A 24,683-nucleotide genomic window follows, 5' to 3' on the forward strand; every position below is an offset into this window, starting at 1 on the left:
TGGCCGCAGGAGAAGTCCGGGCGGCCTTTTTGTTTTGCACGATGCCTCCGGACCGCCCGCGGCGAGACAGGGAGACGGGAATGACGGTCGAAATCCTGGAAGACGGCGCCGAACGTTTCGTGACGTCGGGAGGCATAGAGATCACGAGGCAGCGTCACGAGGTGCCTTACCACGGCGCGATCGAGGCTTATCTCGACGGGCTGAACAGCCGGCGCGGGGCGGTCTTCTCCTCCAACTATGAGTTTCCGGGCCGCTATACGCGTTGGGACACGGCCATCATCGATCCGCCGCTCGCCATATCCGCCAAAGGCCGGTCGATGCGGCTCGAGGCGCTCAACGCGCGCGGCGAGGCCCTGCTGGCGCCGATCGTCGCTGCGCTGAAGCCGCTCGCCGAGGTGACCATCGAGGAGAGTTCGGCGCGCCTGCTGCGGCCCGAGCTCGCCGAGCCGGGGCGGGTCTTCACCGAGGAGGAGCGCAGCCGCGTGCCCTCGGTCTTCACCGTGCTGCGAGCTGTCACCGGGCTTTTCCACACAGAGAACGACAACAATCTCGGCCTCTACGGCGCCTTCGGCTACGATCTCGCATTCCAGTTCGATCCGGTCGAGCGCGTGCTCGAGCGCAAGGAAAGCCAGCGCGACCTGGTCCTGTTCCTCCCCGACGAGATCCTGGTCGTCGACCACTACTCAGCCAAGGCCTGGACCGACCGGTACGACTATGCCGGGCAGGGCTTCTCGACCGAGGGCCTGCCGCGCGAACGCAGCGAGGAGCCGTTCCGGGCGTCGGACCGCATCCCGCCGCGCGGCGACCATGAGCCCGGCGAATATGCGAAGCTGGTCGAGCGGGCGAAGGAGAGTTTCCGCCGCGGCGACCTGTTCGAAGTGGTGCCGGGGCAGATGTTCTACGAGCGCTGCGAGACGCCGCCCTCGGAGATCTCGCGCCGCCTGAAGGCGATCAACCCGTCGCCCTATTCCTTCTTCATCAATCTCGGCGAAGGCGAATATCTTATCGGCGCGTCGCCTGAGATGTTCGTGCGGGTCAATGGGCGCCGTGTCGAGACCTGTCCGATCTCCGGCACGATCAAGCGCGGCGACGATGCGATCTCGGATTCGGAGCAGATCCTCAAGCTCCTGAACTCCAAGAAGGACGAGTCCGAGCTGACGATGTGCTCGGATGTCGACCGCAACGACAAGTCGAGGGTCTGCGAGCCGGGCACGGTGCGCGTCATCGGCCGACGCCAGATCGAGATGTATTCGCGCCTCATCCACACGGTCGACCACATAGAGGGCCGGCTGCGCGAAGGCATGGACGCGTTCGACGCTTTCCTGTCGCATGCCTGGGCCGTCACTGTGACCGGGGCGCCCAAACTGTGGGCCATGCGCTTCATAGAGCAGAACGAGAAGAGCCCCCGCGCCTGGTATGGCGGAGCCATCGGCATGGTCCATTTCAACGGCGACCTCAACACCGGATTGACGCTCAGGACCATACGCATCAAGGACGGCATCGCGGAGGTGCGCGCCGGTGCGACGCTGCTCTTTGATTCCGATCCGCAAGAAGAAGAGGCAGAGACCGAACTGAAGGCATCAGCCATGCTTTCCGCCATCCGCGATGCCCGCGCCGGCAATTCTGCCGGCGCCGAACGCTCGACGGCCCGCGTCGGCGAAGGGGTCAACATCCTGCTCGTCGATCACGAGGATTCCTTCGTGCACACGTTGGCGAACTATTTCCGGCAGACGGGCGCGACGGTGTCGACCGTGCGCACGCCGGTTGCCGAGGAACTGTTCGACAGGCTGCGGCCCGACCTCGTGGTGCTTTCGCCCGGGCCGGGCACGCCCAAGGATTTCGATTGCGCCGCCACGATCAAGAAGGCGCGCGACCGCGAGCTGCCGATCTTCGGCGTCTGCCTCGGCCTGCAGGCGCTGGCAGAGGCCTATGGCGGCGAGCTCAGGCAGCTCCATATCCCCATGCACGGCAAGCCGTCGCGGATCCGCGTGTCCAAGCCGGGCGTGATCTTCTCGGGTCTGCCGAAGGAGGTGACGGTCGGGCGCTATCACTCGATCTTTGCCGATCCCGTGCGGCTGCCTGACGAATTTCTGGTGACGGCGGAGACGGAAGACGGCGTCATCATGGCCTTCGAGCATCGCAAGGATCCGGTCGCGGCGGTGCAGTTCCATCCCGAATCGATCATGACGCTCGGCCAGAACGCCGGCATGCGGATGATCGAGAACGTGGTCGCGCATCTGCCTCGGAAGGCCAGGGAGAAGGCGGCTTAACCGACGGGCCTCAGATCTTCACCAGCATCGCCGTGAGATACATGAAGCCGACGCCGGCCGTGAGGCCGGCCAGCACGGCGGGCGAGACCAGGATGCCCGCCGTGTCGCTGCCGCGGCGCAGCAGCGCCGTCACTTCGACGATGACCTGGAGGATCGCGCCGGTACCGATGGCCAGCGCAAGGGCGGACCATTGCGGCGCAAAGGCAAGGCTGCCCATCCACACGCCGAGGACCGCCGGACCGCCGGCGATCATCGTCAGGGCAGCGAAGGCCGTAAGGGGTGGGCGCTTCTTCAGGAGCGGTACGGCGATGCCTATGCCCTCGGTGATGTTGTGCAGGGTGAAGCCAAGTACCAGGAACGTCCCGAGGCCGGCCATGCCCGCGGCGAAGGCAGCGCCGATCGCCAGCCCTTCGCCGAAATTGTGGAGCCCGATACCGATGGCGATGTAGGTGGCGAGCGCCATCCCCGTGGGCGCGCCGTGCCTGCGGCCGATCGCCATGAGCAGGAGGAAACTGCCGGTCGCGGCGAGCACGACCATGGTCGGGCCCTGGAAGATCGCCGCTGCCTCGCCGGCAAGCTCCAGCGCATCCTCGAAGGCATCGACGAACAGAAAGGCGAGCAGACCGACGGTCAATGCGAGAAGAAAATTCATCCCGTCGCGACCGACCCCGCGCAAAGCCGGATAGAACATCAGGCCGATCGCGACCGGCAGGATGCCGACGAAGGCGCCGAGCAGTGCTTGCGAGACAAGGCTTGTGCCGTCAGCGGTCGGCGTGGCCACCGCTACAGGAATCTCGTGTTCGAAGGTCGTCCCGGTTTTCGTCACGACCTTGACGACATGGGCGTCGCCCTGCACCCAGGGGAACGGCAATTTGACCCAGGCGGTAGTGCCGCGCGCGATCGGTCCCGGTGGTTCCTGTTCGAACTGCCAATAGGCGTCGTCGACCTGGACCTGGGCGATGGTCATCGGCTCCGAGCCGCCGGCGCGGACCAGAAGGCGAAGGCCGCCGGCGTCGAGCACGACGCGCTCGAAGGTCAGTTTCTCGACGGGCGGCAAACCGTCGCGCGAGATTGCCAGCGGATTGGCCGTCACCAGCCAGACGATCGCTGAAGCAAGCACGGCGAGCGGCAGAACCGCCCATAAGAGCGCCCCGCGGGCGGGCCGCACTGCACCCGACTGGTCGCCGGCCTGCGAAGCCCCGCTCATGCCATGTCCTCCGTCACGTCGAACATGCCGACCCAGCCGAGCTCGGTGAACTCCGACTGGTGCGGGTGGAACATATAGAGGCCCGGTTCGTGATCCCGGTAGGTGAATTCGAGGATGCCGCGCTGCGCCTGGCATTGCGTTATCAGGTCGACCGTCCTCAGCGTCGGCGTCAATGTCGTGCCCTGATCGAAATAGTCGAAGAAGTTTCCGTGGAGATGAAAGGAGTTTATCGGGTCGAACTCGACGACGTTGACGAGATAGATGCGGACCGGCCTGCTTCGCGCAATCCTGATCGGCGCCTTCATGAAGCAGTGCGCGATGGTGTTTGCCGCATAGAATTCGTTCTCGCCGTCGAAATTCGTGTCGAAGGCATTCATCACCATCACCAGTTCCTGCCACTCGCGGTTCTCCGGGCTGCCCAGCAGGCGCGAGCGGGCGATATCGGCGTGTTCGGCGTGAAGGGCCGGATCGGGGTCGACCACAAAGGCGCCGTACATGCCCTTGTGCAGGTGCCGCTTCAGCGGCAGCGCGTGGCAGTGATAGAGATGACAGCCGAAGGGGCGAGCGTCGAATTCGTACACGAACTCTTCCCCGGGGCCGATCAGCCCGGCACCGGGGACGCCGTCCATGCGCGCTGCATGGATGCCGTGGAAATGCATGGAATGCGGGTGCGAGCCGTAGTTCCTGAAGGTGAAGCGCAGCCGGTCACCTTCGGTCGCGCGGAAGGCGGGACCCGGAACGCGGCCGTTATAGGTCCAGGCGGGAAACATCACGCCGGGCGCGATCTCGATCTCCTTGTCCTCCGCCGTGATCTCCCAGCTTCGCAGCCTGCGGCCATCGGGCAGTGTCGAGACCGTGCCGGTATCCCAGTCGGTGAGCATATCAGTCGGATCAAAGCCGTTGCCCGCACTGTCGACCTCCCCGACGGTGACCATGGCGCCATGGGCGCCGGAATGGGCGTTCGGGGCGGGAGTGCCTGCGTCGGTCGCGTGCTGCGAATGGTCGGCCTGGCCGCTTGCGGCCCCCAATGTCGCGCCGCCCGCCGCGACAACCCCGCCGGCCAGGACGGCGCGACGGCTCAACTGACCCTGCAACCATGCCGTCGTATCGGTCATAGCTTCCTTCCCGGGCTTCTACTGCAAATGCAAACGATTTGCATCATCGTTCAGAAGCCCGGCTTTTTCAAGCGGAATATCGCGGTCGGCCACGGGTCGACGGGGAGGCGGCCGAAAATGACGCTCCCGGTCTGGTCGCCTGCCGGGCTCGGACATTTCTGCACGGGCGAGAGATGCGCTACGAAGTAATTTCCGATGTCAGGCCACGGGAGAGACAGATGCCGGAAGGAATGCTTGCGATCCCCGATCTCGCGGGAAAGGCCGTTCTCGTCACGGGAGCCTCGACCGGGATCGGCGCGGCCCTGGTGCGCGCCTATGCCCGTCAGGGCTGCCGCGTTGGCCTGCACTACAATGCGAGCAAGGCCCCGGCCGAGGAACTGGCCGGGGCGATCCGCAGTGACGGCGGCGAGGTGTTTCTCACCCAAGGCGACTTTTCGGTCTCGGCTGACGTCGAGCGCGTGGTCGAGGAGTGCGCGGTGCATTTCGGCCGGCTCGACGGGCTCGTCAACAATGCCGGCGGCATGCTGGGTCGCGTGGCGTACGCGGACATGACCGACGCCCAGTATGATGCGGTGATGAACCTCAATGCACGGTCGGTGATCACCGCCTGCCGTGTCGCCTTGCCGTGGCTGAAGCGGAACGGCGGCTTCATCATCAATACGTCCTCGATCGCTGCCCGCAACGGCGCCGGAGGAGGGGCAGGGCTCTACGGCTCGGCCAAGGCCTTCGTCTCGAACGTCACCCGCGGGCTTGCCAAGGAGGTGGTCGGCCACGGCATCCGCGTCAATGCGGTCGCGCCCGGCGTGATCGCCACGCCGTTCCACGAACGCTATTCCTCCGATGAGCAGATGAGGGCGATGGTCGCTACGATCCCGCAGGGCAGGGCCGGCACCGCCGAAGATTGCGTCGGCGCCTATCTGTTCCTCTCCTCCGCCGCAATGAGCGGCTACATCACGGGACAGATCATCGAGGTGAACGGCGGCCAGTTGATGCCGTAGGCGTGGCCTACGCTTCGACGATGCTGGCAGGGTTCAAAATGCGGCGCGGAGCGACTAAACCGGGAAGGCTCCGCAGGAACGCCCGATGCACTCTCCCACCCAGCCGCCAGTCCCCGAACCGCTCGCACGGCTGCGGCCTTCGTTGCAGTGGGCGTTGCTGATCGCCTTGTCCGTACTGTTCGCCGGCCTGCTCGAAGGGGCGCGCCTGCCGGCAGCCTTGCTGGTCGGTCCCATGATGGCGGCCATCGTCTGCGGTACCAACGGGGCTCGGATGCGCGTGCCGCAGCCCGCCTTCGGCGCCGCCCAGACGATCGTGGGCTGCCTCGTCGCCGCTTCGATCGAGCCGGAGATCCTGTCGGCCTTCCTCGACGACTGGCCCCTCTTCCTCCTTGCGGTGATCGCGACCGTCTGCGCGTCGAGCTTCCTCGGCTATCTGATCAGCCGCTGGAAGGTCCTGCCGGGCACGACCGCCGTCTGGGGATCGGCGCCGGGTGCCGCCACCGCCATGGTGCTTATGGCGGATGCTTTCGGCGCCGACGCGCGCCTCGTCGCCTTCATGCAGTATCTGAGGGTGATCTTCGTCTCGGTGGCGGCCGCCCTGATCGCGCGCATGTTCGTCGACACGTCAGATGTCGAGGCGCCGGCTCTTATCTGGTTTCCTGATATCGACGGTCCGGCATTCGCCGCGACGATCCTGGTGGCAGTGGCGGGCGGCAGTCTCGGCTATCTGCTCAGGCTTCCTTCTCCTTATTTCCTGGGCACCATGATGCTTGGTGCGACGGTGCACCTCGGCGCCGGCATCACGATGCAACTGCCGGAATGGCTACTGGCGATCAGCTACGCGCTGGTCGGCTGGTCGATCGGGCTCAATTTCAATCGCGCCATATTGCGCCACGCGACCCGTGCCCTGCGGCAGATCGTGCTGTCGATCCTGGCGCTGATGGTCTTTTGCGGCGGGTTGGCGTGGCTGCTCGTGCTGCTGCTCGATATCGACCCGCTGACCGCCTATCTGGCGACCAGCCCGGGCGGTATGGATTCGGTCGCCATCATCGCGGCGGCGTCCGATACCGTGAACATCTCCTTCATCATGGCGCTGCAGATGGTGCGCTTCCTGTTCGTGCTGATCTTCGGGCCGCCCATATCGAGGCTGGTGGCGCGGCGGATCGGCGGGTGAAGTCGATCGCCTACTGCCTTGCGCCTTTGAAATAGTCGCGCGGCGCCTTGCCGAGCATCCTTCGGAACATGGTCGTGAAGGCGGGCACGCTGTCATAGCCGAGGTCGATCGCCACGCTGGTCACGGGCTCGCCCTCGGCGAGTCGGGGCAGTGCGGCAAATAGGCAGGCCTGCTGCCGCCAGGTCGAGAGGCTCAAACCGGTCTCGCGCAGGAACAGGCGGGTGAAGCTGCGCCGGCTCACGCCGATGGAAGCAGCCCACCCGTCGATCGTGGCATGCGGCGACGGGTGCTCGATGAAGCGGCGGCAGAGCGCGGCGAGCCGCGGTTCGGCAGGGAAGGGGAGACCGAGGGGGCGCTGCGGCAAATTGGGGATCTCATGGAGTAGCAGGCCCATGACCAGGGCGGCACGGCCGGACTGGCGCGCCTCCTGCGGCAATGCCATAGCCTCGAGGATCAGGCTCGCGGCGAGGTCGGTCAGGCCGACGACACGCAGCCGGTCCGGCAGACCGGCGATGGCGCCGGGGATCACATAGACCGAGTGCATGTCCACCGCCCCCAGCATCTCCACCGAATGGTCGATGCCTGACGGGATCCACATCGCGTGGTCGGGCGGCACCATCCAGCGGCCCTCCGCGGTGGTGATCTTCACCACGCCGGTGCGCGCATGCAGAAGCTGGGCACGGCTGTGGCGGTGCTCCGGCACGCGATATCCATCAGGATACTCGCCAGGGAGAGCCACGACGGCGCCCTCGACCTTCTCCAGCCAGGCGAGCCGTTGGGCATGGAGCAGACCCAGTTCCGGATCCGATACGTTCCTGAAATCGGTCTTTTGCATGGGAGTTTGGCCCACTCGCGAAGCTGTTGGACCAAACCACGAAGGCAGGTCGACATCAAGCGGCGTATAGGAGGCGCCGGCCCAATCGTGGCCGAGCTTCCCGGAGACCGCCTTGACCGACACCACCGCCGCATCGATCCGCGTCCACAAGGACAACACGGTCTACGCCATCATCCTGGCGGTAAGCTTCTGCCATTTCCTCAACGATCTGATGCAGTCGCTGCTGGCCGCGCTCTATCCCATGCTCAAGGACGGCTACGGGCTGGACTTCTGGCAGATCGGCGTTCTCACGCTAACCTTCCAGGGCACGGCATCGCTGCTGCAGCCCGTCATCGGCATCTATACCGACAAGCGGCCGATGCCCTATTCGCTGCCGGTCGGCATGGGGTCGACGCTGGTCGGGCTGGTGCTGCTCGCCTTCGCCGGCAATTATCTGCTGCTGCTCGCGGGTGCGGGGCTCGTCGGCTTGGGCTCGGCCGTGTTCCACCCGGAATCCTCGCGTGTCGCCAGATTGGCGTCGGGCGGCCGCTATGGTCTGGCGCAGTCGCTGTTCCAGGTGGGCGGCAATGTGGGCACGGCGATCGGACCGTTGCTCGCAGCCTTCATCGTGGTGCCGCGCGGCCAGGCGAGCGTGTCCTGGTTCTCGCTGGTGGCGCTGCTGGGCATGGTCGTCCTGTGGCAGGTGAGCGGCTGGTACGCCCGCTATCGTGTCGCCTCGGCCTCGCGGCCGGCGGTCAGCAAGGCCTTGCCCTTCGCGAAGCCGAAGGTCGTCGTCGCGCTGGCCGTTCTCGCGCTGCTGACTTTTTCGAAGAATGTCTACATGGCGAGCCTGTCCAGCTATTATACCTTCTATGTCATCGAGAAATTCGGCGTTACGGTCCAGCAGTCGCAGATCTTGCTGTTCATCCTGCTGGGTGCGGCCGCCGTCGGTACCATCCTCGGCGGGCCGATCGGTGATCGCTTCGGCGCCAAGACCGTGATCTGGTTCTCGATCCTGGGCGTGCTGCCCTTCACCCTGGCGCTGCCTTACGTCGACCTGTTCTGGACGGGCATGTTGTCGGCGATCATCGGTCTGATCCTGGCCTCCGCCTTCCCTGCGATCGTCGTCTTCGCCCAAGAACTGGTGCCGGGCCGGGTGGGCATGGTGGCGGGCATCTTCTTCGGCTTCGCCTTCGGCATGGGCGGGCTGGGCGCGGCCCTGCTCGGCATCGTGGCCGACGTCAGGGGCATCGAGTTCGTCTACAAGATCTGCTCGTTCCTGCCGCTGATCGGCCTGCTCACGATCTTCCTGCCGAACATGAAGGATGCCCACGCGTATCGCTGAAGTCACCTGGTCCCGGAACGCCAGGCTTTCCGATGCGTTGACCAAAGCCCGCGCCACCCGCGGGCTCTGGGAGAGACAAGATGGTTATCGGACAAGGCGACAAGGGCCGCGAATCGGCTCGCGGCCTGAAGAAGAGTGTGGCTGCCGAGGAACGCAAGATCGAGACGGCCTAGGGTAGCCCGCTTGCAAAAGGGCCAAAGCGCGTCGAGGAGCGTGCGCGCAGTGCCGACCCCAAAGATGGCAGACCGAAGCAGAAGGGCTGACAGCCGAATTCCGGGGGCCGGGCGGAGGATGCCCGGCGCTCAACGGACGGCTTTGAGCTCCGCAGCCACCTCGTTGGAACGTTCGCCGGGATCGATCGGGTGCCACGCCTTCCGGCAAAAACCTTGTGACTTGGGCCAGCCGTTCAGATAATTGTCAGTATCACTCGCCCCAGATCTTTGATCGGCGCACCGTGCTTTCTGAAGATCGATTTCGACTTTCAGGTCGATGCGCTGGATGGTCGGGCGGATTGGCATCGGGAGAAGCACGCAATGCTCTGGAGAGGTCGCCGTCAGAGTGACAATATCGAAGATGCCCGCGGCCGGGGCGGCGGCAGGCCGGGCGGGTTCGGCCGGGGTCGCGGCGGTCCGGGCCAGTTCCGGATTCCGGTCGGTGGGCGAGCTGGCGGCGGCGGGCTGTCGGCGATCATCGTCTTCGCCGTGGTGATTTTCGTTTTGTATCAATGCGGCATCGACCCTCGTCAGATTCTGACTGAAGATGGCGGCGTTCCCGGCGGCGGAGGCCAGATCGCGCAGGACAGCGGCCAGCCGGCTTCCGACGAGATGACGCAGTTCGTTTCGACGGTGCTCGCCGAAACCGAGGACGTCTGGAACGGTATCTTCAAGGCCGAAGGCGCGACGTATGAGGAGCCCAAGCTGGTGCTTTTCTCCGGCTCGATCGCGTCGGCGTGCGGCTACGCGTCGGCGGCATCGGGTCCGTTCTATTGCCCCGGCGATCGCAAGGTCTATCTCGACACCTCTTTCTTCGACCAACTCTCCCGGCAGTTCGGCGCATCGGGCGATTTCGCGGAGGCCTATGTGATCGCGCATGAGGTCGGCCATCATGTCCAGAACCTCATCGGCGTGCTGCCGAAGTTCAACCAGATGCGGCAGCGCATGAGCGAGGTCGAGGCCAACCAGATGTCGATGCGGGTCGAACTCCAGGCCGACTGCTTCGCCGGCGTCTGGGGACACTATACTGCGCAGAAGGGCCTTCTCGAACAGGGTGATATCGAAGAGGCGCTGAACGCCGCGAAGCAGATCGGGGACGACACGCTGCAGAAGAGAATGCAGGGCTATGTCGTGCCGGAGAGCTTCAACCACGGTACGTCGCAGCAGCGTCAGACCTGGTTCGCTCGCGGCCTGAAGAGCGGCAAGCTCTCGGATTGCGACACGTTCAACAACGACATCTGACCGCCACGGCATTTTTCGAAGAAGAAAGGGGCAGCCTCCTCCGCGGAAGCTGCCCCTTCTTCTTTGACAGGATGGTCGTGTTCAGCGCTCCGCGAGAGCGGGCTTGCCCTTGCGCTCGCGGATGAGATTCATGAAGCGGCGGAAGAGATAGTGCGAATCCTGCGGGCCGGGCGAGGCCTCCGGATGGTGCTGGACCGAAAAGACGGGCCGCCCCTTCAGTGCGATGCCGCAATTCGATCCGTCGAACAGCGACACGTGGGTTTCCTCCACGTTCTCGGGCAGCGATTTGGAATCGACCGCGAAACCATGGTTCATCGACACGATCTCGACCTTGCCGGTCGTGTGGTCCTTGACCGGATGGTTGGCGCCGTGATGGCCCTGATGCATCTTCTCGGTCTTGCCGCCCACAGCCAGCGCCAGCATCTGGTGGCCGAGACAGATGCCGAAGACGGGGATGTCGGTCTTGAGAAGGTCCTGGATCACCGGCACGGCATATTCGCCGGTGGCGGCCGGATCGCCGGGGCCGTTCGACAGGAAGACGCCATCGGGCTTCATCGCGAGGATCTCGTCGGCGCCGGTGTTGGCCGGGACGATCGTGACCTTGGCGCCGAGGCCGGCGAGCAGGCGCAGGATGTTGCGCTTCACCCCGTAGTCCACCGCGACGACATGCGTCGACGGCTCCTGCTGGGTGCCGTAACCTTCATCCCAGACCCAGGGACTCTCGGTCCAGACCGACGATTGGCCTGATGTGACCTCCCTGGCGAGATCGAGGCCGACCAGGCCGGACCACGCTTTCGCCTGCTCCTTCAGGCCCTCGATATCGAACTTGCCGTCCGGCGCATGGGCGATGACGGCGTTCGGAGCGCCCTTTTCGCGGATCAGCGCGGTGAGGGCGCGCGTATCGATGCCGCTGATCGCGACGATGCCGCGGCGCTTCAGCCATTGGTCGAGGTCACCGGCGGCGCGGTAGTTCGAGGGGCTGGTCACGTCGGCCTTGAATATCGCGCCGACCGCGCCCGCACGAGCCGCCGGGCTCAGATCCTCTATATCCTCGTCATTCGTCCCGATATTGCCGATATGCGGGAATGTGAAGGTGACGATCTGCCCGGCATAGGATGGGTCGGTGAGGATCTCCTGGTATCCGGTGAGGGCTGTGTTGAAACAGACCTCGGCGACCGCGCTGCCGGTTGCGCCCAGGCCTCGCCCTTCGACGACCGTTCCATCGGCAAGCACCAGAAGCGCGGTCGGCACCTCAGGAGCCCAGGGGGCGGTCATCGCGGCCATCGTCATACTCCGTCATAAAGGCTGCGGCTTGAAAATGGGCCGGTTCGGGGCCATATCGCGCAGCGAAACGCACGGGGCTCGGCGATTCCCGCAAACCCCCGTGCACAACTCGATCAGTCCATGCAAGGCGCGGACAATAGGCGAACGGGCGTATCCGGTCAATGACCGGGCAGGCCGGCGCGACGAATTGTTTTTCCTATTGAAAACAGGAATTTATGCGTCGTTCCAAGGTTTGCGTCATGCCCGTCCGAACGTTATTGTCTGCACCTGCCAAAGGAGAAATGCCATGCGCGAGACCATCGACGCGGCGCTCAAAGACGCATTGAAGACGCAGGACAAGCGGCGGATATCGACGCTACGCCTGATCCGGGCGGCCATCCAGGACCGCGACATCCTCCATCGCGGCGCCGGGAAGGACCCCGTCACGGACGAAGAGATCATGCAGATCCTGTCCAAGATGGTGAAGCAGAGGGAGGAGTCTGCCAAGGCCTTCGAGGACGGTGGCAGGGCCGAACTCGCGGCCGAGGAGCGGGGCGAGATCGCGATCATCCGCGACTTCATGCCCAAGCAACTCGGGGATGCCGAGGTGAAGCAGGCGTGCCAGCAGGTCATCGCCGAAGTCGGCGCGGAAGGTCTGCGCGACATGGGCCGCTGCATGAACGCGCTCAAGGAGAAATATGCCGGGCAGATGGATTTCTCCAGGGCCAGCGGCGTCGTGAAAGGCCTGCTCCAGTAAACGTCCTCGGGCGATCGTAGCTATGCCCATATTCCTCATTCGGGAGGGGCATAGCAAACCGCCTGACAAGTCCGACTCGCGGCGCCAAGCCGGCGTCCTTGCTTGTCTGGCATCAGCGGGACCCCGGGCCTTGCCGGGCAGGCAGCAGCAGTTTGACATTGGAGGGAGCGTCCATCGGCGAGACTGCCGCTTGTGAGCGGCCAGCACAAAGAAACCCTGTCTCTGGAACATGGCTGTAAGATAGGCCGGTTGAAATCGGCGCTAGTGTTCAGGCGCTAACAAATGATTCCCTTCGGGCCGCAAATCAGTCAGTGTGCGGCCATGAGGAACGACATCTGCATTTACGTGAGCCCGGCGGACCGGGCTCGGCTCGAGCGGCTTGTGGCGAATCGCAACACGTCGCGCAAGGCGGCCTGGCGGGCCGAGATCGTGCTGGCGACGGCGGACGGGCTCGGCACGATGGCGATCATGCGGCGCACGGGGAAGTCGAAGCCCGCCGTGTGGCGCTGGCAAGAGCGTTACATCGAGGCCGGCGTCGACGGGCTGTTGCGCGACAAGACGCGGCCGGCGCGCAAGAAGCCGCTCTCGGTGGAGGTGAAGCTCGCCGTGCTGACCAAGACGGCGCAGGAGCGGCCGCCGGGCGGCGGCACGCACTGGAGCGCGCGGACGATGGCCAGGACGGTCGGCATCAGCCACAGGAGCGTGCAGCGCATCTGGGCGGAGGCGGGCTTGAAGCCGCACCTGGTGACCACGTTCAAGCTGTCGAATGATCCGAAGTTCGCCGAAAAGGTGACCGACGTCGTCGGCCTCTATCTCAACCCGCCGGACAAGGCGCTGGTGTTCTGCGTGGACGAGAAGAGCCAGATCCAGGCGCTCGACCGCACCCAGCCCGGCCTGCCGATGAAGAAAGGCCGCGCCGGCACGATGACCCACGACTACAAGCGCCACGGCACGACCACGCTGTTCGCCGCGCTCGACGTGAAGACTGGCGCGGTGATCGGAGAATGCCAGCCCAAGCATCGGGCCAAGGAGTTCATCCGTTTCCTCAGAACCATCGACCGCAACACACCGAAGTCCTTGGACGTGCACCTGATCGTCGACAACTACTCCACCCACAAGACCCAGGCGGTGAAGGACTGGCTCGCCAAGCATCCGCGCTTCAAGCTGCACTTCATCCCCACGTCGTCGTCCTGGCTCAACCAGGTGGAGCGCTTCTTCGCCGAGATCACGAGGAAGCGCATCCGGCGCGGCGTCTTCACGAGCGTCGCCCAGCTCGAGACCGCTATCTGCGACTATCTCGACGCGCACAACGCCGACCCGAAGCCCTTCGTGTGGACCAAGAGCGCCGATGTCATCCTCGCCAAAGTCCACCGCGCCCGCGCTGCTCTTGACGCCGCCAAGACCAGGAACCAAGCGTTAGAGTCGGAACACTAGTGTTCAGGCGCTAACAAATGATTCCCTTCGGGCCGCAAATCAGTCAGTGTGCGGCCATGAGGAACGACATCTGCATTTACGTGAGCCCGGCGGACCGGGCTCGGCTCGAGCGGCTTGTGGCGAATCGCAACACGTCGCGCAAGGCGGCCTGGCGGGCCGAGATCGTGCTGGCGACGGCGGACGGGCTCGGCACGATGGCGATCATGCGGCGCACGGGGAAGTCGAAGCCCGCCGTGTGGCGCTGGCAAGAGCGTTACATCGAGGCCGGCGTCGACGGGCTGTTGCGCGACAAGACGCGGCCGGCGCGCAAGAAGCCGCTCTCGGTGGAGGTGAAGCTCGCCGTGCTGACCAAGACGGCGCAGGAGCGGCCGCCGGGCGGCGGCACGCACTGGAGCGCGCGGACGATGGCCAGGACGGTCGGCATCAGCCACAGGAGCGTGCAGCGCATCTGGGCGGAGGCGGGCTTGAAGCCGCACCTGGTGACCACGTTCAAGCTGTCGAATGATCCGAAGTTCGCCGAAAAGGTGACCGACGTCGTCGGCCTCTATCTCAACCCGCCGGACAAGGCGCTGGTGTTCTGCGTGGACGAGAAGAGCCAGATCCAGGCGCTCGACCGCACCCAGCCCGGCCTGCCGATGAAGAAAGGCCGCGCCGGCACGATGACCCACGACTACAAGCGCCACGGCACGACCACGCTGTTCGCCGCGCTCGACGTGAAGACTGGCGCGGTGATCGGAGAATGCCAGCCCAAGCATCGGGCCAAGGAGTTCATCCGTTTCCTCAGAACCATCGACCGCAACACACCGAAGTCCTTGGACGTGCACCTGATCGTCGACAACTACTCCACCCACAAGACCCAGGCGGTGAAGGACTGGCTCGCCAAGCATCCGCGCTTCAAGCTGCACTTCATCCCCACGTCGTCGTCCTGGCTCAACCAGGTGGAGCGCTTCTTCGCCGAGATCACGAGGAAGCGCATCCGGCGCGGCGTCTTCACGAGCGTCGCCCAGCTCGAGACCGCTATCTGCGACTATCTCGACGCGCACAACGCCGACCGAAGCCCTTCGTGTGGACCAAGAGCGCCGATGTCATCCTCGCCAAAGTCCACCGCGCCCGCGCTGCTCTTGACGCCGCCAAGACCAGGAACCAAGCGTTAGAGTCGGAACACTAGCGTCGATGCGGTTGAGGCGGACCGGCATGCGGCGAGGATGGTGACATCGTGACGCGACAGGAACATATCGAACCCAGCAAGCCGTCTGCGTTTCGCGACCGAATGAGGATCCTCTACTTTGGGCACAGCCCCGGGGCGCGTGCTTTCCAGGCGGCGGTGGTGCTCGTCGATCTGGCAATCATTGCGTTCTTCATAGCGACGCCTGTCCTGCAGAAACTCTCAGCCTTCCTCTGGATCGACTATTCCGTCGCTGCGCTGCTGGCTTTGGACATTTCGGCCAGGATCTTCGCCTCAAGCGACATTCCCAGGCGCCTGCGACAGCCCACCGTATGGGTCGATATATTCATCCTCACGACACTTCTCTTGCCGACGACGTTCGCAAACTTGGGCTTTCTGCGCATTCTCAGGCTCTGGTCGCTGTCGCGCAGCGGCTTCTTGTGGCAGCCGCTGGAATCATGGGGGATCGCCAATTGGCGCGCGCCGATTCATGCGATGGTCAATCTGCTGACGTTCCTGTTCATCGCCACAGGCTTTGTCTACACATTCTTTTTCCGCACCGGCGCCGGGGTAGCGGAGTATGTCGACGCGCTCTACTTCACGGTGGCGACCGTCACAACCACAGGCTTCGGCGACATCGTTCTACCTGGCATTGCCGGAAAGCTCACGGCAATCGTAACGATGATTGTCGGGATTTCCCTGTTTGTCAGGCTGGCGCAGTCAATATTCCGACCGGAGAAGGTGTTCTTTCCCTGTCCCCAATGCGCACTGCAGCGCCATGACCCGGACGCGGTCTATTGCAAGGCCTGCGGCCATCCGATGAAGATTCCGGATCCGGGCGACTGACGCCGGCGCACAGGAACCCACTGGCCACGCCAGTGGGCGGCGCGATCAGTCCCCCGAGTCTGCGTGCGATTGGCGCAACTTCATCCTCCCGCGATACGACAGGAGGTCCGGAATGTCGCGACAGAAACAGTCGCGCGGCGACCTGGCTTACGGTCTTCGTCCCGGTAACCAGCACGCGTGTCAGGGATCTCGGTAGATCAACGGCCGGATTGTCTTAGCTCTCCAAGTATCGCTTGTGCCTTGTCGAGCCTGACATGTCCTTCGACCCTGAGACGCGACACTATGGTGTCGATTTCGGAACCTTCAGCCCCGGCTGCGACGGCGATATTGCGGGCGTGAAGCGACATGTGGCCCTTCTGTATTCCTTCGGCGGCCAGGGCGCGAAGCGCCCCGGTGTTCTGAGCAAGCCCGACGGCAACGATGATCTCGGCAAGCTCCTGGGCGCCCTTGACGCCAAGGAGCTTGACGGCGGCCTGGGCCACCGGATGCGTCCTGGTGGCACCCCCGACGAGTCCTACCGCCATCGGCAGTTCCAACGTGCCGACGAGATTGCCGGCATGATCCTTCTCGTAGTGCGAGAGGGATGTGTAACGACCTCCCGCAGCCGCGTGTGAATGTGCGCCTGCTTCCACGGCGCGGGTATCGTTACCGGTCGCGAGCACGACTGCGGTGATGCCGTTCATGATCCCCTTGTTGTGGGTCGCAGCGCGGTAGGGGTCGGCGGCGGCAAAAGCATAGGCATCGATGATGCCGTCGACGACGTCCGGACCGCCAAGGGCCTGGCAGTCGTATGTCGCCCGCACCCGGGCGAGCCGCAAATCTGCCTTGTTGGAGAGGATGCGCAATCGGACACGAGCGTTGGCGATCTCGGACACGAGTGGAGCCAGCGCCTCCGCCATGGTGTTCACCGCGTTTGCCCCCATGGCGTCGCGAACATCGACGATCAGGTGCAAAACCACATAGGTCTTGCCGGCGGCTTCGACGATGCGCACCTCGATGTCCTTCGCACCGCCCCCGAGCTTCACCAGCAGCGGATCCTGCTCGTTGGCGAGATCGATCAGATCCTGCCGCCGCTCGTAGAGCCTGAGACGGGCGGCGTGAGGATCCTTCGCGCCGACCACCTGAATCTGCGAGATCATGATCGGCTGATCGCTTGATGTCCGGAACCCCCCATGGATCCGAGCGACGGACGCCATATTGCTTGCCGCCGCAATCACCGATGGTTCTTCCGTTGCCATCGGGATCAGGTAATCGCGCCCGTTGACGGTGAAATTGGCCGCGACGCCGAGTGGTACCGACAAGGTCCCGACGACGTTCTCGATCATACGGTCGGCGATATCAAGCATTTTCCCGTCCGCTGCAACGAGACTTGCGAGTTCGCTTTCGGGCAAGCCGGTGCGCTCGACGACGGCCTTGAAGCGCTCCGGCGGCGAAAGCTTGTAGAACCCCGGAATGCGGCTGTTGACGGACATGAAACGAGTCTCCCACGGTGCATTTCATGAAGACCTAAGTGGGTCTGCGCTTCGAGAACAATGTGCAGGGCTCACATTCGGGCCACGCTTCCTTGTGACTTCATCACAGGGGGCAGCGCGCGAAACTAGGTAGCCTGTCCAAGGTTGTGAAGGCGCAGCGCAATATGGACTTCCAATGTTCTGGAAGGATCGGCCCAGTCCGGGTTGATCTGCGAGATCGTGTCGAGGCGCTGACGCATCGTGTTGACGTGAATGCCCAGCGTCTCGGCGGCTTTCTGCACGCTGCGTCCGGTATCCAGATAGGCAAGCAGTGTGACGGCGAGCTGGCTTTTGCGCTTTTCGTCGTGCTCCACGAGGGGCCCGATCGACATGCGCAGGAACGAGGCGATCGCGTCCTCTCCCTTGTTCTGAAACAGGAGCGCATAAATCGACAAGCTCTTTTCGAACGCGACCCGTCCCTGTTGCTTGAGGCCGTGCAGCAGGGCCAGGCTTCGGCGCAGAGCCTCGTACTCGGCCTGGAACTTGTCGATTGCGGCGATCGGGCTCGATATCACGATGCTGAGCTTCTGCCCGAAGGTCTCCTCCAGCCGCTCGGACATCCGCCTGGCCAACTGCTCGGGATTGGAAGCGTTGGTGATGACCGCAAGGTCGCCATTGAATTCCGCGGATATCGAATCGCGGCCGGCCAGGGCCGAGCGCAAGGCAGACGAAGCCTGTGCGGCCGTGACCTTGTTCAGTTCGACGAGGATCGTGGTGACAGGCCAGGTCAGGGAGATGCCCGGAGGCAGCCGTCGGGCAGCCTCGGGCGCGAACGGATCGGCGATGCCGCGAAGCAGCGCGGAGACGATCTCCGCGACGTCGCGCGAAGCCGTCTGCGCGATTCTCTCCAGCGAAAGGAGCACGATGCCGGTGACGATGGCGCTGCGTTCGAGCGTGCGCGTTTCTGATGCCGACAGGGGACGACTGCGCGTGAAGACGAGCGCGCCAAGGCGGGCCGAGCCGCCCATCGCAGCCGCGACCACGGTCATGCCGTCGTCGGCTGGCCCGGCCAACTGCACCGAGCGGCCGAGCCGGTCGCTTTCGCGCACCGCCCTCGCGACCTGCTCGTCGGCGAGGTGATCCGGAATGGTCCCTGCGAGCAGCCCCCGGGTCTCGTCGATCACGCCTGCCTTGCCTTTCAGCAGGTTGGAGACACGTTTTGCGATGTCTTCCAGCGTGCCGCCGCGCGCGATCAGTTCGGTCAGCTGCTCATGTGCGATCGCGGCTTCCTCGATATCGTCGGCCTTGGCCTTCAGCGCGGCGTTGGCTTCCTTCGCCATGCGCAACGCCCTTTGCGCCTCCTCCAGGAGGCGCGCATTCTCGATCGCCAGCGCCGCGAAGGTACCGAGCGAGGAGAGGACGGCCATCTCTTGCGGCGTATAGGAGCGGACGTAGCGATCGCCGACGAAGAGTACGCCGATGACCTGCGCCTCGAGTTCGAGCGGAATGCCGAGGATCGAGACGATTCCCTCGCCGCTGGTGGCCCGGTCGATGCTGACGTCGTGGTCGAAGTTGCGGTCCGCCGAATAGTTGCTCGAATAGAAGGGGCGCCGCGTCCTGGCGACGCTGCCGCACACCCCGATATTCCGGGGCACGCGGATCCTCGCGAAATCCTGGGAGACGACGCCCTCGGTGGCCCGCACATAGAAATCGCCGCGCTCTTCGTCGGCCGCCGACAGATAGGCGATGTCGCTGCCGACGAGCTGCTTGGCGCGCTGGACGATCGCCTGGAGGACCTGATCCGTGTCGCGCAGGGCAGAAAGGTCCCGCGCGGTCTCGTAGAGCGCGGAAAGCTCGACTTCGCGCTTGTGCTTGTGGTCGGCGTTGTCGCGCAGTCGCATCGCCGTGGCAAAAGCCACTTTCATCATTTCCGGCAGGTCGCCGGCCGCACGTGCTTCGGCCGCGAGCTGCTCGAAGCTCGACAATGGCGCGTTGTCGTCGAGAAGCTGCAGCAGGCGCTGGTAACAATATGCCGGTTCGAAGCTCTCCTCCGATGGCGGGCCGACCGGCACCGCAACGACGCGGCTGGGCATTCGCTCCTCCCACTCGCAGCCCGTCATTCTTCGATGACGCGCGGGCTCCATAGCTGACCTATACCACTCTCCGGCTCTTCGGAATGTCTATTTCCTACATCAAATGCTTCAATCTGTGTGCTGGATGCATATTAGGTTTAAGCATGCGCGCGACCTAATGTGCACTCGAACCAATCGGAGTCGAGACATGCCTGACATCGTTCGCATCGTGGAGGTCGGACCGCGCGACGGCCTGCAGAACGAGAGGGTTGCCGTGTCTGCGGTCGTGAAGGTCGATTTCATCAAGCGCCTGGCCGCAGCCGGGATCAAGACGATCGAGGCGGGCAGCTTCGTCTCGCCGAAGCGCATTCCGCAAATGGCCGACACCGCGCAGGTTCTCGCCGCCCTGCCGCGCGGCGGCGGCATCCGCTATCCGGTCCTGGTTCCCAATCTGCAGGGCATGGAAGCCGCCCTGGGCGCGGGGGTCGACGAGATCGCCATCTTCGCTTCCGCGTCGGAAACGTTTTCCCGGAAGAATATCAACTGTTCGATCGCGGAGAGCGTCGAGCGCTTCCGCCCCGTGGTGGAGGTCGCCAGGGCGAACGCTGTCGCGGTCCGCGGCTATGTGTCCTGCGTCCTCGGCTGCCCCTATGAAGGCCATGTCGAAACCGAAGCGGTCGTCTCGGTCTCCAAGAAACTTGCGGAACTCGGCTGCTACGAAATCTCGCTGGGCGACACCATCGGCATCGGCACGCCGCGGCAGGCGCGTGATGTCGTCCGCGCAGTGTCGCGGGAGATCGGCGTGAATGCCTTGGCCGTCCATTTCCATGACACGCGCGGCCAGGCGCTGGCCAACATCCTTGCCTGCATCGAGGAAGGTGTGTGCGTGGTGGATAGCGCGGCTGCTGGGCTGGGCGGCTGCCCCTACGCGCCCGGCGCATCCGGGAACGTCTCGACCGAGGACCTCGTCTTCATGCTCGACGGCATTGGCGTGAGGACCGGCGTGGACCTGGAACTCGCGATCGAAGCGGGCCTCTTCATCGCCGCCGAACTCGGCCGGCCCACCGGCTCGAAAGTATCGCAGGCCGTGGTAGCGAGCCGCGGTTTCAAGCCGGCTATGTGACGAATCCACGCGAATGCGATCAGTCGGTGTGGCAAGGCGACATTGCTGGCGCCACCGCCATCGCAAACAATCCAGCCCCAGGGAGGAAGAAATGTCGGAAGAATTTGCAGCCGCCGGAGCCGGGGTCACCGGATCCGGTCCCCTGAAGGGCGTCACCGTGCTCGACATAACGCGGGTCGTGGCTGGCCCATTCTGCTCCATGCTGCTGGCCGACCTTGGTGCAACCGTCATCAAGGTCGAGCATCCCGACGATCCCGACTACGCGCGCACCTTTCCGCCATTCGTGTCGGGCGACGACAGGGAGTTCAGCGCGTTCTTCGCGCAGTACAACCGGAACAAGCTCGGCATCACCCTCAACATGAAGTCGGCGGAAGGCAAGGCGCTGCTGCGCAAGCTCGTGCGCAGGGCCGACGTGCTGGTCGAGAATTTCAGGCCGGGGACCATGGACCGCCTGGGTCTCGGCTACGAGGTGCTCAAGAAAGAGAACCCGCGCCTGATCTACACGGCGATCAGCGGCTTCGGCCGCACGGGTCCGAACGCCTCACGTCCGGCCTTCGACAACACCGGCCAGGCGGCGGGCGGCCTGTGGTCGATGAACGGTTATGCCGACCGTCCTCCGGTGCGCGTCGGCACCATCATCGGCGACCTCGCTGCCTCGCTCTACGCCGCGATCGGCACGCTGGCGGCCCTGCGCGAGGCCGAGCGTGGCGGCGAAGGCCAGGTCGTCGACGTTTCGCAGCAGGATTCCGTGCTGACGCTGACCGAGAATGCGGTCGTGCGCTACACGACCGAGGGCGACGTGGCCTCGCCGCTCGGCAACGACCATCCATTCGTACGCCCCTACGGGCAGTTCCCCTGCAAGGACGGCTACGTCTTCTTCGGGGGCTATACCGACAAGTTCTGGCGGATCACCTGCGAACTCTTCGGCGCTCCCGAATTCGCCGACGATCCCGAAATCGACACGATGGAGAAGCGTTTCGACCGGGAGGTCGCCGAGCGGCGGGTCAAGCCGCTGCTGGAAGGCTGGTTCAGCAAGTACAGCAAGGCCGAGTTGGAGGAACTGGCGGGCGACCGCATCCCGCTCAGCGCGATCAAGACGATCGCCGAGGTGGTGGAGGATCCCCACATCACGGCGCGCGACATGATCGTGAAGGTCCCTGTCGCCGGCAAGCTTGTGCGCATGTTCGGCCTGCCGATCAAGCTTTCGGGAACTCCCGGCAATGCCTGCGCCAAGGCGCCCGGCCCCGGGGAGCACAACACTTTCGTCTATTCGCGCCTGGTCGGGCTGACGCCTGAAGAGGTGGGCAAGCTCGCCGAGGACGGAGTGATCTGACATGACGATCGAACTGCACCGCTCGGGGCACGTCGCGACGATCCGCATCGCGCGGCCGGCAAAGCTCAACTCCCTCTCCCTCGCCATGTATGAGGATCTCGGCAGGGCATTCGCCGAGGCGCGCGACGATGACGGCATTCGCGCTGTCGTGCTGGCGGGCGCCGGGGAGCGAGCGTTCTGCGTCGGTGCGGACCTGACGGAGTCCATTCCCGCGCTGGCCAGCGACCGCTTCGACATCAGCGCCTGGGATCCCGCCCATCTGAAGGGAATGAAATTCTACAAGCCGATCGTCTGCGCCGTCTGCGGCCTGTGCATCGGGGGCGGCTTCGAGATCATGCTGGCGACCGATATCCGCATCGCCTCGACCGGGGCTGAATTCCAGCTGCCTGAGCCCTCGCACGGATTCGTGCCCGCGGGCGGCACGCTGGTCAGGCTGGTTCGCCAGATCGGCTACGCCCACGCCATGGAGATCCTGCTTTCGGGCCGTCGCTTCAGCGCTGCCGAGATGGCCGCCAAGGGGGTGGTCAACCAGGTGGTGGACCCGGACAAGGTCGAGCCGCTCGCCCAGGAGACGGCCGCGCAGATCGCGACGCTCAGCCCTACGGCGATCCAGACCATCAAGGAAGCCGTGCTGACGCTCCAGGACCTGCCTCTGGAGCAAGCCTTCGCCGAGGAGGCAAGGCTCGGCCAGCGCACATTCACCAGCGAGGACGCGCGCCGGGGACTGAGAGCCTTCGCGGAACGCGCCGCCGGAACGAGCGGGAAACAGGGATGAGAGCGCCACAGTCCACCGTTGCCGGCCCGCCGTCGTCGGCGGGCGCTGTCCACCGGCCGGGCCTGACCCAGGAGACGATCGTCGCGCTGGCGGCGCTGGTCCTGTTCCTCGTCTTCTCGCTGACCCTCGACAGTTTCCTCTCCTCGGGAAACATCCTCACACTGGTGCGCAACGTCGCGGTGCTCGGCATACTCAGCCTGGGCATGGCGATCGTCGTCATCGGCCGCGGCGTGGACCTGTCGCTGGTGGCCGTTATGGCCGTTTCCCTCACGCTTTCGATCGTGCTCGCCAACAAGGGATATTCGTTCGTCGCGGCGCTCGGCGTCGGTCTGCTCTTCGTCCTCGCCGTCGCGCTGATCATGGGCTTCCTGATCGCCTATGTCGAAATCCCGGCGATCTTCGCCACGCTTGCTGTCTCGGCGATCGTCTACGGCCTCGGCCGCGGCGTGATCGCCGATCTCGATGTCAACAACGTCCCCGACGGCCTCGACTGGTTCATCTTTCTCGGCCGCGGAGGTGCCCTCGGCGTGCCGCTGCCGATCTGGCTTTTCGCTGCCGCCGCGCTGGTCGTCCACCTCTTCCTGCGCAAGACGGGCCTCGGCCGCTTCATCTATGCGGTCGGCGACAACATCTCGACCGCGCGCATCTCGGGCATCCCGGTGCGGCCGATGATCATCGTGCAGTATGTGCTGTCCGGCCTGATGGCCTTCCTTGCCGGCACCGTGACCGCGGCATCGGTCGCGAGCATGAACATGCGCGTCGTCAACTCCACGATGATCTATGACGTGCTGCTCGTCGTCATCCTGGGCGGCATCGGCCTGTCGGGAGGGCGCGGCGGGGTCCGCAACGTGCTGGTGGGGACGGCGCTGATCGGATTGCTGCTCAACGGCATGACCATCATGGACATCTCCTACACCGTCCAGAACCTGATCAAGAGCACTGTCCTGCTTGGCGCTCTTGTCATCGATGCCCTGCTCAACCCGCGCGACGAACAGACGTCCCAACAGGGCGACATCTGACCCGCGCCGTCGTCATCAATGGGAGGAACCGAAATGACGATACTGAAGACCGTGCTTGCGACCGCATTCGCCGGACTGCTCGCCGCTTCGCCGGCGTTCGCACAGGAGGGCCTCGTGGACGAGGTCCGGCAGCCCACGCTCGACGCGTTGAAGGGCAGGACGGTCGTCTTCGTGCCGATGTCGATGAGCTTCGACCTGCCGGAAGGTTGGGCCGCCGTCATGCGCAAGGAGGCTGATCGCCTCGGCTACAAGCTCGACATCCGCGATGCAAACTGGAGCACCGACACCGGCACGCGCGCGATCACGCAGGCGATCACCGAAAAGCCTGATATCCTCGTGGTGCAGAACTTCGACGTGGCTTCCTACGCCCGCACGCTCAGGCGTGCCGAGGACGCCGGCATCAAGGTCGTCCAGGTCAACATGAAGTCAAGCTATCAGACCGATGCCTTCGTTGGCGCCGACTGGTACGGAATCGGCCAGTACGCTGCAAACCGCATGATCGAGAAATGCGGCAAGAGCGCCGGCAAGAGCGGCAAGATCGCTCTGATCCAGGGGCCGGCGACGGCCGCCGCCAGCGTCTACCAGCTCAATGCCATTTCGGAGACGCTGAAGGACGGCGACCAGATCGAGATCGTGTCGAGCCAGACCGGCGATTGGGACCAGTCCAAGGCTCGCGGCATCGCGCAGACGGTGATCCAGCAGAACCCGGATCTTTGCGGCATCATCGGCTTCTGGGACGTGATGGACGCAGGGACCGGTGCGGCGATTGCCGAGTCCGGCAAGGACATCTATCTCATCACATCAGGCGGCGGCAACAAGACCGCCTGCCAGGGCGTGGAGAACGGCACCTTCGACGAGGTCATCTCCTACGACGTGCCGGGACAGGGCCGCGACCTCAACAACACGATCAAGATTTTGCTGCAATCGTCCGCCGCACCCGGCGAGGCGAAGTTCGCACTCTATACGCCCAACAAGATCATCTCGAAGGAGACGCTGGCCAACGACAGCTGCTGGGATCTCGACCTGCTGAAGAAATAGCCGAAGCCACCCCCTAAGGGCCGCTGTCCC

Annotated in this window: 20 protein-coding genes and 1 pseudogene; 14 read left to right on the forward strand and 7 right to left on the reverse strand. The window is 64.6% G+C overall.

Annotated elements, in window-relative coordinates; translation table 11 throughout:
• The first annotated feature begins 80 nt into the window (after nt 1-80).
• Nucleotides 81-2,270 carry an anthranilate synthase gene (locus tag JN280_RS16275; protein WP_202313549.1) on the forward strand — a complete coding sequence of 730 codons (2,190 nt, stop codon included), beginning with the start codon at nt 81-83 and terminating at the stop codon, nt 2,268-2,270.
• Nucleotides 2,271-2,280: 10 nt separating this feature from the next.
• Here the strand turns inward: JN280_RS16275 and JN280_RS16280 are convergent, their stop codons facing one another.
• Both JN280_RS16280 and JN280_RS16285 read right to left on the reverse strand, forming a co-directional pair.
• A complete protein-coding gene (locus JN280_RS16280) occupies nt 2,281-3,477 on the reverse strand; it encodes a ZIP family metal transporter (RefSeq protein ID WP_202313550.1) in 1,197 nt (398 codons plus the stop codon).
• Nucleotides 3,474-4,592 carry a multicopper oxidase domain-containing protein gene (locus tag JN280_RS16285; RefSeq protein WP_202313551.1) on the reverse strand — a complete coding sequence of 373 codons (1,119 nt, stop codon included), beginning with the start codon at nt 4,590-4,592 and terminating at the stop codon, nt 3,474-3,476. Before JN280_RS16285 ends, JN280_RS16280 begins: the two co-directional genes overlap by 4 nt.
• A 218-nt stretch (nt 4,593-4,810) precedes the next feature.
• Between JN280_RS16285 and JN280_RS16290 the strand changes: the two genes are divergently transcribed.
• Both JN280_RS16290 and JN280_RS16295 read left to right on the forward strand, forming a co-directional pair.
• Nucleotides 4,811-5,590: an SDR family NAD(P)-dependent oxidoreductase gene (locus JN280_RS16290; RefSeq protein WP_202313552.1), complete on the forward strand. Its 780-nt coding sequence runs from the start codon at nt 4,811-4,813 to the stop codon at nt 5,588-5,590.
• 85 nt (nt 5,591-5,675) lie between these two features.
• A complete protein-coding gene (locus tag JN280_RS16295; protein ID WP_202313553.1) occupies nt 5,676-6,764 on the forward strand; it encodes an AbrB family transcriptional regulator in 1,089 nt (362 codons plus the stop codon).
• A 10-nt stretch (nt 6,765-6,774) separates the two neighbouring features.
• On the opposite strand, the gene JN280_RS16300 is transcribed toward JN280_RS16295, so the two are convergent.
• Nucleotides 6,775-7,599, reverse strand: a complete 825-nt coding sequence (locus JN280_RS16300) for an AraC family transcriptional regulator (protein WP_202313554.1) — start codon at nt 7,597-7,599, stop codon at nt 6,775-6,777.
• Between the two features lie 112 nt (nt 7,600-7,711).
• On the opposite strand from JN280_RS16300, the gene JN280_RS16305 reads away from it, so the two are divergent.
• A complete protein-coding gene (locus JN280_RS16305) occupies nt 7,712-8,923 on the forward strand; it encodes an MFS transporter (protein WP_202313555.1) in 1,212 nt (403 codons plus the stop codon).
• A gap of 302 nt (nt 8,924-9,225) precedes the next feature.
• Here JN280_RS16305 and JN280_RS16315 read toward each other — a convergent pair whose 3' ends face one another.
• Nucleotides 9,226-9,453: a hypothetical protein gene (locus JN280_RS16315; RefSeq protein ID WP_202313556.1), complete on the reverse strand. Its 228-nt coding sequence runs from the start codon at nt 9,451-9,453 to the stop codon at nt 9,226-9,228.
• Nucleotides 9,454-9,456: 3 nt separating this feature from the next.
• On the opposite strand from JN280_RS16315, the gene ypfJ reads away from it, so the two are divergent.
• Nucleotides 9,457-10,377, forward strand: coding sequence for a KPN_02809 family neutral zinc metallopeptidase (gene ypfJ, locus JN280_RS16320; RefSeq protein WP_202313557.1), 921 nt, complete (start codon nt 9,457-9,459; stop codon nt 10,375-10,377).
• A gap of 81 nt (nt 10,378-10,458) precedes the next feature.
• On the opposite strand, the gene carA is transcribed toward ypfJ, so the two are convergent.
• Nucleotides 10,459-11,661, reverse strand: coding sequence for a glutamine-hydrolyzing carbamoyl-phosphate synthase small subunit (carA, locus tag JN280_RS16325; protein WP_202313559.1), 1,203 nt, complete (start codon nt 11,659-11,661; stop codon nt 10,459-10,461).
• A gap of 286 nt (nt 11,662-11,947) precedes the next feature.
• Between carA and JN280_RS16330 the strand changes: the two genes are divergently transcribed.
• The 4 genes and pseudogenes from JN280_RS16330 to JN280_RS16345 all read left to right on the forward strand — a co-directional run bounded on the left by JN280_RS16330 (nt 11,948) and on the right by JN280_RS16345 (nt 15,842).
• Nucleotides 11,948-12,397, forward strand: coding sequence for a GatB/YqeY domain-containing protein (locus tag JN280_RS16330; RefSeq protein WP_202313561.1), 450 nt, complete (start codon nt 11,948-11,950; stop codon nt 12,395-12,397).
• A gap of 321 nt (nt 12,398-12,718) precedes the next feature.
• Entirely contained in the window at nt 12,719-13,831 is a 1,113-nt protein-coding gene (locus JN280_RS16335) for an IS630 family transposase (protein ID WP_202311656.1), read from the forward strand.
• Nucleotides 13,832-13,887: 56 nt separating this feature from the next.
• A pseudogene (locus JN280_RS16340) lies at nt 13,888-14,999 on the forward strand (IS630 family transposase).
• A 102-nt stretch (nt 15,000-15,101) separates the two neighbouring features.
• On the forward strand, nt 15,102-15,842 hold the full coding sequence (locus JN280_RS16345; protein WP_202313563.1) for a potassium channel family protein: 741 nt from the start codon (nt 15,102-15,104) through the stop codon (nt 15,840-15,842).
• A gap of 197 nt (nt 15,843-16,039) precedes the next feature.
• Here the strand turns inward: JN280_RS16345 and JN280_RS16350 are convergent, their stop codons facing one another.
• Both JN280_RS16350 and JN280_RS16355 read right to left on the reverse strand, forming a co-directional pair.
• Nucleotides 16,040-17,314 (reverse strand): hydroxymethylglutaryl-CoA reductase, degradative, encoded by a 1,275-nt coding sequence (locus JN280_RS16350; protein WP_202313565.1) that lies wholly within the window; start codon nt 17,312-17,314, stop codon nt 16,040-16,042.
• 125 nt (nt 17,315-17,439) lie between these two features.
• Nucleotides 17,440-19,386 (reverse strand): helix-turn-helix domain-containing protein, encoded by a 1,947-nt coding sequence (locus JN280_RS16355; RefSeq protein WP_202313567.1) that lies wholly within the window; start codon nt 19,384-19,386, stop codon nt 17,440-17,442.
• A 187-nt stretch (nt 19,387-19,573) separates the two neighbouring features.
• Here JN280_RS16355 and JN280_RS16360 point away from each other — a divergent pair, with 187 nt between their 5' ends.
• The 5 genes from JN280_RS16360 to JN280_RS16380 all read left to right on the forward strand — a co-directional run bounded on the left by JN280_RS16360 (nt 19,574) and on the right by JN280_RS16380 (nt 24,653).
• Complete coding sequence (locus JN280_RS16360) at nt 19,574-20,488, forward strand: hydroxymethylglutaryl-CoA lyase (protein WP_202313569.1); 915 nt, start codon at nt 19,574-19,576, stop codon at nt 20,486-20,488.
• A 91-nt stretch (nt 20,489-20,579) separates the two neighbouring features.
• On the forward strand, nt 20,580-21,821 hold the full coding sequence (locus JN280_RS16365; RefSeq protein WP_202313571.1) for a CaiB/BaiF CoA transferase family protein: 1,242 nt from the start codon (nt 20,580-20,582) through the stop codon (nt 21,819-21,821).
• Nucleotide 21,822: 1 nt separating this feature from the next.
• Entirely contained in the window at nt 21,823-22,596 is a 774-nt protein-coding gene (locus JN280_RS16370; RefSeq protein ID WP_202313573.1) for an enoyl-CoA hydratase/isomerase family protein, read from the forward strand.
• Entirely contained in the window at nt 22,593-23,615 is a 1,023-nt protein-coding gene (locus tag JN280_RS16375) for an ABC transporter permease (protein ID WP_202313574.1), read from the forward strand. Before JN280_RS16370 ends, JN280_RS16375 begins: the two co-directional genes overlap by 4 nt.
• A gap of 33 nt (nt 23,616-23,648) precedes the next feature.
• Nucleotides 23,649-24,653 (forward strand): sugar ABC transporter substrate-binding protein, encoded by a 1,005-nt coding sequence (locus JN280_RS16380; RefSeq protein ID WP_202313575.1) that lies wholly within the window; start codon nt 23,649-23,651, stop codon nt 24,651-24,653.
• Nucleotides 24,654-24,683 lie beyond the last annotated feature (30 nt).

Origin of the sequence: Mesorhizobium sp. L-8-10, assembly GCF_016756635.1 — a bacterium.
Taxonomy (GTDB): Bacteria; Pseudomonadota; Alphaproteobacteria; order Rhizobiales; family Rhizobiaceae.

What these genes read in the sequence shown, in the direction of transcription:
- JN280_RS16275 (WP_202313549.1), top strand. Translation starts at nt 81, where the DNA reads ATGACGGTCGAAATCCTGGAAGACGGCGCCGAACGTTTCGTGACGTCG.
- JN280_RS16280 (WP_202313550.1), bottom strand. Translation starts at nt 3,477, where the DNA reads ATGAGCGGGGCTTCGCAGGCCGGCGACCAGTCGGGTGCAGTGCGGCCC.
- JN280_RS16285 (WP_202313551.1), bottom strand. Translation starts at nt 4,592, where the DNA reads ATGACCGATACGACGGCATGGTTGCAGGGTCAGTTGAGCCGTCGCGCC.
- JN280_RS16290 (WP_202313552.1), top strand. Translation starts at nt 4,811, where the DNA reads ATGCCGGAAGGAATGCTTGCGATCCCCGATCTCGCGGGAAAGGCCGTT.
- JN280_RS16295 (WP_202313553.1), top strand. Translation starts at nt 5,676, where the DNA reads ATGCACTCTCCCACCCAGCCGCCAGTCCCCGAACCGCTCGCACGGCTG.
- JN280_RS16300 (WP_202313554.1), bottom strand. Translation starts at nt 7,599, where the DNA reads ATGCAAAAGACCGATTTCAGGAACGTATCGGATCCGGAACTGGGTCTG.
- ypfJ (WP_202313557.1), top strand. Translation starts at nt 9,457, where the DNA reads ATGCTCTGGAGAGGTCGCCGTCAGAGTGACAATATCGAAGATGCCCGC.
- carA (WP_202313559.1), bottom strand. Translation starts at nt 11,661, where the DNA reads ATGGCCGCGATGACCGCCCCCTGGGCTCCTGAGGTGCCGACCGCGCTT.
- JN280_RS16330 (WP_202313561.1), top strand. Translation starts at nt 11,948, where the DNA reads ATGCGCGAGACCATCGACGCGGCGCTCAAAGACGCATTGAAGACGCAG.
- JN280_RS16335 (WP_202311656.1), top strand. Translation starts at nt 12,719, where the DNA reads ATGAGGAACGACATCTGCATTTACGTGAGCCCGGCGGACCGGGCTCGG.
- JN280_RS16345 (WP_202313563.1), top strand. Translation starts at nt 15,102, where the DNA reads ATGAGGATCCTCTACTTTGGGCACAGCCCCGGGGCGCGTGCTTTCCAG.
- JN280_RS16350 (WP_202313565.1), bottom strand. Translation starts at nt 17,314, where the DNA reads ATGTCCGTCAACAGCCGCATTCCGGGGTTCTACAAGCTTTCGCCGCCG.
- JN280_RS16355 (WP_202313567.1), bottom strand. Translation starts at nt 19,386, where the DNA reads ATGCCCAGCCGCGTCGTTGCGGTGCCGGTCGGCCCGCCATCGGAGGAG.
- JN280_RS16360 (WP_202313569.1), top strand. Translation starts at nt 19,574, where the DNA reads ATGCCTGACATCGTTCGCATCGTGGAGGTCGGACCGCGCGACGGCCTG.
- JN280_RS16365 (WP_202313571.1), top strand. Translation starts at nt 20,580, where the DNA reads ATGTCGGAAGAATTTGCAGCCGCCGGAGCCGGGGTCACCGGATCCGGT.
- JN280_RS16370 (WP_202313573.1), top strand. Translation starts at nt 21,823, where the DNA reads ATGACGATCGAACTGCACCGCTCGGGGCACGTCGCGACGATCCGCATC.
- JN280_RS16375 (WP_202313574.1), top strand. Translation starts at nt 22,593, where the DNA reads ATGAGAGCGCCACAGTCCACCGTTGCCGGCCCGCCGTCGTCGGCGGGC.
- JN280_RS16380 (WP_202313575.1), top strand. Translation starts at nt 23,649, where the DNA reads ATGACGATACTGAAGACCGTGCTTGCGACCGCATTCGCCGGACTGCTC.